The sequence below is a fragment of the Promicromonospora kroppenstedtii DSM 19349 genome (assembly GCF_000515355.1).
Classification (GTDB): domain Bacteria; phylum Actinomycetota; class Actinomycetes; order Actinomycetales; family Cellulomonadaceae; genus Promicromonospora; species Promicromonospora kroppenstedtii.
On sequence record NZ_KI911759.1, the window covers coordinates 119,741 to 125,765 of the forward strand.

Annotated in this window: 4 protein-coding genes; 1 reads left to right on the plus strand and 3 read right to left on the minus strand. The window is 73.6% G+C overall.

All coding sequences use genetic code 11. The annotated features are described in order from the left end of the window. A partial coding sequence (locus PROKR_RS27205; RefSeq protein WP_036970034.1) for a VOC family protein occupies window positions 1-528 on the plus strand: 528 nt, incomplete at its 5' end. Window positions 529-633: 105 nt separating this feature from the next. Here PROKR_RS27205 and PROKR_RS27210 read toward each other — a convergent pair. The 3 genes from PROKR_RS27210 to PROKR_RS27220 all read right to left on the minus strand — a co-directional run. Beyond that, complete coding sequence (locus PROKR_RS27210) at window positions 634-3,864, minus strand: alpha-L-rhamnosidase (RefSeq protein WP_051433424.1); 3,231 nt, start codon at window positions 3,862-3,864, stop codon at window positions 634-636. Window positions 3,865-4,060: 196 nt separating this feature from the next. Beyond that, window positions 4,061-5,461: an FAD-binding oxidoreductase gene (locus PROKR_RS27215; RefSeq protein WP_036970037.1), complete on the minus strand. Its 1,401-nt coding sequence runs from the start codon at window positions 5,459-5,461 to the stop codon at window positions 4,061-4,063. 38 nt (window positions 5,462-5,499) lie between these two features. Continuing rightward, a partial coding sequence (locus PROKR_RS27220; protein ID WP_036970039.1) for a helix-turn-helix transcriptional regulator occupies window positions 5,500-6,025 on the minus strand: 526 nt, incomplete at its 5' end.

Here is a 6,025-nt window from a genome sequence, read left to right on the forward strand (position 1 = left end):
CGGATGGCGCGGATCGTCGACCCGCAGGGCGCGACCTGCCGGCTGGTCCAGGCGGGCACGCGGCCCGGCGCGCAGTCGGTCAACGCGCCGGGCACGTGGAACTTCAGCAACCTGAGCACGCCGGACATGGACGCTGCGCTGCGCTTCTACGGCCCGCTGCTCGGCTGGGAGCACAGCGACGACCTCGGTTCCGGGATGCTGCGCGTGCCCGGCTACGGCGACCACCTGGCCCGCACCTTCGACCCGGACATCTACGAGCGGCAGCAGGGCGCACCGGACGGGTTCGCGGACGTCGCGGCCGGGATCCTGCGTGCGGCAGGGCCCGCCCACTGGTCCGTGACCTTCTTGGTGGCCGACCGGGACGCGTCCGCCGCTCTCGCGGAGCGGGCGGGCGCGACGGTCCTGGCGCGACAGGAGACCGAGTGGACCAAGGAGGCGGCGATCCGGGACCCGTTCGGCGCCGAGCTCTCGCTGTCCCAGTTCTCCCCGCCGGAGTGGTTCGAAGAGGCCCGGGGCGGCGGCAACTAGGGCTGAGGCTCTGTTCAGACCACGACCTTCTGCCCGCAGGAGCGAGCGTAAAACGTTGCAACATCGTGGCTTGAACAGAACCTCGGCAGTATCCGCGACAAAGCACTAGGCGACGAACGCGTACCGGCCCGACCCGACCCGCACCAGCACCACGCCGTCCTCGGTCGAGACGTCCGTGACGCCCTCGGCGTGCGCCAGCGGCCGCCCCCGCTCGGAGACGGCGTCGGGGTCGGCGGCAGGCAGCCGCACCGTCGCCGTCGACCCGACGGGGACGGTCACGTCCAGCCGGAGCCGGTCGCCCGTGCGCCGCCACTCGCTGGCGACCCGCCCGTACGGCGTCCGGACCGACGCCGCCGCCCGGTCCAGGTGCCCCGTGACCGCGGGAGCGATCGTGAGGTCCCGGAAACCGGTCTCGGGCGACGCCTGGATGCCGGCGACATGCTGGTAGAACCAGTCGTCGACGGTGCCCAGGAAGTAGTGCCCGTACGAGCGCGCCTCCAGCGACCAGTGCTCCCACATCGACGTAGCGCCGTGCTCGATCATGTAGCCCCAGCTCGGGTACCGGGTCTGGGTGGCCAGCTCGTAGGCGACGTCGGCGTGCCCGTGCCGGGTCAGCACCGGCAGCAGCCACTTCGTGCCCAGCACCCCGGTGTTGAGCGTGGTGCCCTTGGCGCGCACGTCCGCGACGATGCTGTCGACCACCCGCCGCGTCGTGGCGGCGTCGGGCACCAGGCCGAACTCGACGGCGAGCACGTTGTGCGTCTGCCGGTACCCGCGGTCGCCGTCGCCCCGGTAGTACCCGGCGTCGGTGTCCAGGAACTCGGTGTTGAACGCGGCCTTGACCGTGGCGGCGTTCCGGGCGAAGTGCTCGACGTCGGCGGCCTTGCCGAGGAACCCGGCGCTGCGCCGCATGAACAGGGTCATCGAGTACAGGAACGCCGTGGCCGAGACCCGCAGGTCCTCCGGCGCGTTGCCGCCCGCGGGGCTCGCCTCCGGGCTGACCCAGTCGCCGAGCCGCGCGTCCGGCACGATGCCGCCGTCGGACCGGTCGAACTCGAGGTCGACGTACCGCTTCATGCCGTCGTAGCACTCGGTCAGCACGCGCCGGTCGGCGCCGTACTGGTAGAGCCACCAGGGGATCATCACGTAGGCCGCGTGCCACGGCGGGCACACGCCCCACTCGCCCCAGTCGCCGGAGCTCGGCGCGATGACCAGCGGCCGGCCCTGCTCGTCCCGGGTCTCGTGCACGTCGCGCAGCCACTTGGCGAACAGCTCGTGCACGTCGAGATTCAGCAGGAACATCTCCGCGCCGACGGCGGCGTCGCCGGTCCAGCCGTTCTTCTCGAACATCGGGGTGTCGGTCGGGATGCCGTGGATGTTGTTGGTCAGCGTGTCCACCACGGCCCGGTGGGTGCGGTTCATGACCTCGCTGGAGCTGTCGAACGTGCCGGTCTCCGCGGCGGCCGTATGCACGACCTGCGCGGTGAACGCGTCCATCGGCGGCGGGCCGTCCTGCGGCCACCCGGTGACCTCGACGTACTGGAAGCCCTTGTACGAGAACCGCGGCTCCCACGTCTCCGCCTGCCCGGTGCCCGCCAGGGTGAACCGGTCGGTCTGGAACCCCGCCTGGAACCCGCCGTTGTTGCTCAGGTTCACGCGCCCGGCGGCGGTCAGCTTCTCGCCGTGCGCGGCCCGGACCGTGGCCCCGGCCGGACCCGTGACGGCATACCGCACCCAGCCCGCGAGCACGCGCGGGAACCGCACCACGTACACGCCCGGCTCGGGCTCCGTGACCTCGACGGCGGGCAGGGACTCGATCACCTCGACCGGCTGCTGCCGCTGGTTGACCAGGGTGCCCCGCGGGCCGGAGGCCACGGTCGCCGCGGCCCACGCGTCGTCGTCGAACCCGGCCGTGTCCCAGCCCGGCAGGGTGCGGCGCGCGTCGTACGTCTCGCCGCCGTAGAGGTCGTCGAACACCGTGGGGCCTGCGTGGAGACGCCAGGTCGCGTCGGTGACCACCCGCTCGACGACGCCGTCGGCGTACTCCAGGTGCAGCACCGCCCGGACCACGGGCTCGTCGTGCCACGGCGGCGCCTCCCAGCGCCACACGTTGCCGCCCGTCATGCCGTAGAAGCCGCGGCCGAGCTCGACGCCCAGCGCGTTGCGGCCCTGCAGCAGCCCGCGTGTCACGTCTGTGGCCGTGTACTGCACGGTGTCGTCGTAGTCGGTGAATCCGGGCGCGAGCACCTGGTCGTCGGCGGGCCGGCCGTTCAACGACACGTTCGCGTACCCGCCCGCGGCCAGGTAGAGCGTGGCGCGCCGCAGTCCCGCCCGCACGTCGAGCTCCTTGCGCAGCAGCGGTGCCGGCAGCGGGTCCGGCGTCGGCAGGCGCACCCCGCTGCCCCAGGGCCCGGAGCCGTAGGCCGCGATCTTCGCGGCCTGCTCCCAGCCGGAGTCGTCGAGGTCCGGCCGGGCGAAGTCGGCCCCGAACGTGGTGGCGGCCTTCCAGTCGTCCCCGCTGTTCAGGGTCGCGGTGGTCCCGTCCGAGAACGTGAGGCGGACGACGGCGAGCACGGCGCCGGCGCTCACGGCGTCGTTGGCGCCGCGCACCGCGAGCACGGTGTCGCTGCCGGGCGCGCTGGTCAGGTCGGCCATGTAGAAGCGGGCCGACTGCCAGCCGTTCTCGGTGGGCTCGGTGCCGCCCACCTCGGCGCCGTCCACCCAGAGCGTGAACGCGTCGTCGGCGGTGATCAGCACCTCGGCCTGTGTGGCCGCCGTGCCCGCGGGCGCGGACCGGGTGATCCGGAACGCCCGGTCCTGGCCCGGCAGCTCGCCCTCGGCGGCCCACATCCACGAGGCGCCGTCGAACCGCAGGTCGGTCACCTGGTCCGGGCCACGCTCGTTGCCGATCCACTCGGCCCCGGCCCAGTCGGCGTCGGCGTACAGCCCGGTGCGGAACGACGACGTCGTGGTGCTCCGGCCGCGGTTGGTCACCACGTCCACCCGCCAGGTGTGCTCCGTCGCGGGGGCCAGCGCGGGACCCGCGTACTCGACGTTCGCGGACTCCCGGGACGGCACGACGCCGCTGTCCCACACCTGGCGCGGGCGCGGCCCGCGGGTGCTGACCCGCAGCCGGTACGACTCCTGCTCCACGCCGCGCCGGCCGGACTCGACGGTCCACGAGAACCGGGGCCGGTCGACGTCGATGCCGAGCGGCCTCGTCTTCTTCTCGACGAGGGGGTCGGCCAGGCGGACGTCGCCCCCGGCCTCGTGCGGCCGGGGCCCGGCGGGGAACACCGCGGCGGTCGACGCGACGCCGGCGGTCTTCAGGAACATTCTGCGGTCCAGGGCCATGACGCCTCCAGGCGGCTGCGATCGGGTGAGAAGCGAGCTTCGTTGCAACGTTTCAACCACGCGTGCGTCAGTTTAGGGGTGATTTGTCGTCTTGAGCCAGAGGCCGCGGAACTACCGACCATGCAGTTGCTGCCAGTTCTGCGGCCGTCCTGGCAGCAGGTGCATGGTCGGTAAGACGTCAGCCGGCGGCCGGGAACGCCTTGCCCGGGTTGAGCAGGCCGCGCGGGTCCAGCGCGTCCTTGACGGCCCGGTGCATCGCGAGCACCGCGGGGCTCAGCTCGGCCGCAGCGCCCGGCAGCTTGAGCAGGCCGACGCCGTGCTCCCCGGTCACGGTCCCGCCGAGCGCCCGGCACTCGTCGACGATCCGGTCGAAGGCCACCTTGGCGCGGGCCTTGGCGGCGTCGTCGCCCTCGGGCGCGATGATCAGCGGGTGCAGGTTGCCGTCGCCGGCGTGCGCGATGTTGGCGATCACGACGTCGGCGTCGCGCGCGATGCGCTCGATGCGGCCCAGCATCTCCGGGACGGCGCCGCGCGGCACGCAGACGTCCTCGGTGAGCACGGGCCCCAGCCGCTCCAGTGCGGGGTAGGCCAGCCGGCGGGCCAGGAACAGCCGGTCCACCTGGTCGGGCGCGAACGCGCGCTCCACCTGCGTGCCGCCCGCCTTCTCGAAGAGGCCGACGACCCGCTCGGCGAGCGCCTCGCCCGCGTCCCCCGGCTCGTCGACCTTGGCCAGCAGCAGTGCGGCGGCGCCCTCGGGCAGAGTCCAGTCCTGCCAGTCGGCGACGGCGCGCAGGCAGGTGCTGTCGATGAGCTCCAGCGCGGCGGGCACGATCCCGGCGGCTGAGACGGCGGCCACCGCGTTCCCGGCATCGGCCAGGGAGGCGAACCAGCCCACGATCGCGCGGTCCTCGCGGCCGCCCAACGGGCGGAGCTTGAGCGTCACGTCGACGATGATGCCCAGCGTGCCCTCGGATCCCACGAGCAGCCCCGTCAGGTCGTAGCCGGTGACGCCCTTCGCGGTGGTGCGGCCCAGCCGGGCCACTGACCCGTCGGCGAGCACCACGGTCATCCCCAGCACGTAGTCGCGCGTGACGCCGTACTTGACGCAGCACAGGCCGCCCGCGTTGGTGGCGACGTTGCCGCCGATCGTCGAGATGGCCTGGCTCGCCGGGTCCGGCGGGTACCAGAGGCCATGCTGCGCCACGTGCCGGCGCAGGTCGTCGTTGAGCACGCCCGCCTCGACGACGGCGTACCGCTCGGCCGCGTTGACCTCGCGGATGCGGGTCATGCGCTCCAGCGACAGCACCACGGCGCCGGCCATCGCGTTCGCCCCGCCCGACAGGCCCGTCCCGGCGCCGCGCGGCACCACGGGGGCCCGGTGCTCGCCGGCGATCCGGACGGTCGTGACGACGTCGTCCAGACTCGTGGCCAGCACCACGGCGGCCGGCGTCGCATGGTCGGCCCACTCGGCGTCGTCGTGGGCGTATCGCTCGACGTCGGGGACGCCGGTGAGCACGGCGCCGTCGGGCAGGGCGTTCTGCAGGGCCGCGGCCAGCGCGGACGATTCGTCACGGGTCATCGCCTCGGATCGTACGCGCGCCGCGGTGGCGAGGGACCTCAGGCCGTGGCGACCGCCCGGTCCACGAGCTGCCCGCGCAGCTGTTTGCGCGAGACGATGCCGAGCTTCTGGAAGACCTTGCGCAGGTGCCACTCCACGGTGTGCGGGCTGATGAAGAGCTGGGTGCCGATCTGCGGGTTGGTCAGCCCCTCGCCGGCGAGCCGCGCGATCTGCGACTCCTGCGGGGTCAGGACGGTGTGGGGCTGGGGCAGGCGCCTGCGGATCGTCTCCCCGGCGGCCTGCAGGCCGCGCCGCGCCCGCTCGGCGAACGCCTCGGCGCCCATCTCGCTGAGCATCTCGTAGGCGATGCCGAGCTGTTCGCGGGCGTCGACGCGGCGGTTGCCCAGGCGCAGCCACTCGCCGTACAGGAGGTGGGCCCGGGCCAGCAGCAGCCGCGCGTCGGTGCGGCCGAGCCGCTCGACCGCCTCCCGGTACGCCTCCTCGGCGTCGGGACCCGAGGTCACCTGGGCCCGGGCGCAAGCCGCGAGGCCGAGGGCCCAGTCGCTGTCGTTCTCGCGGGCCAGC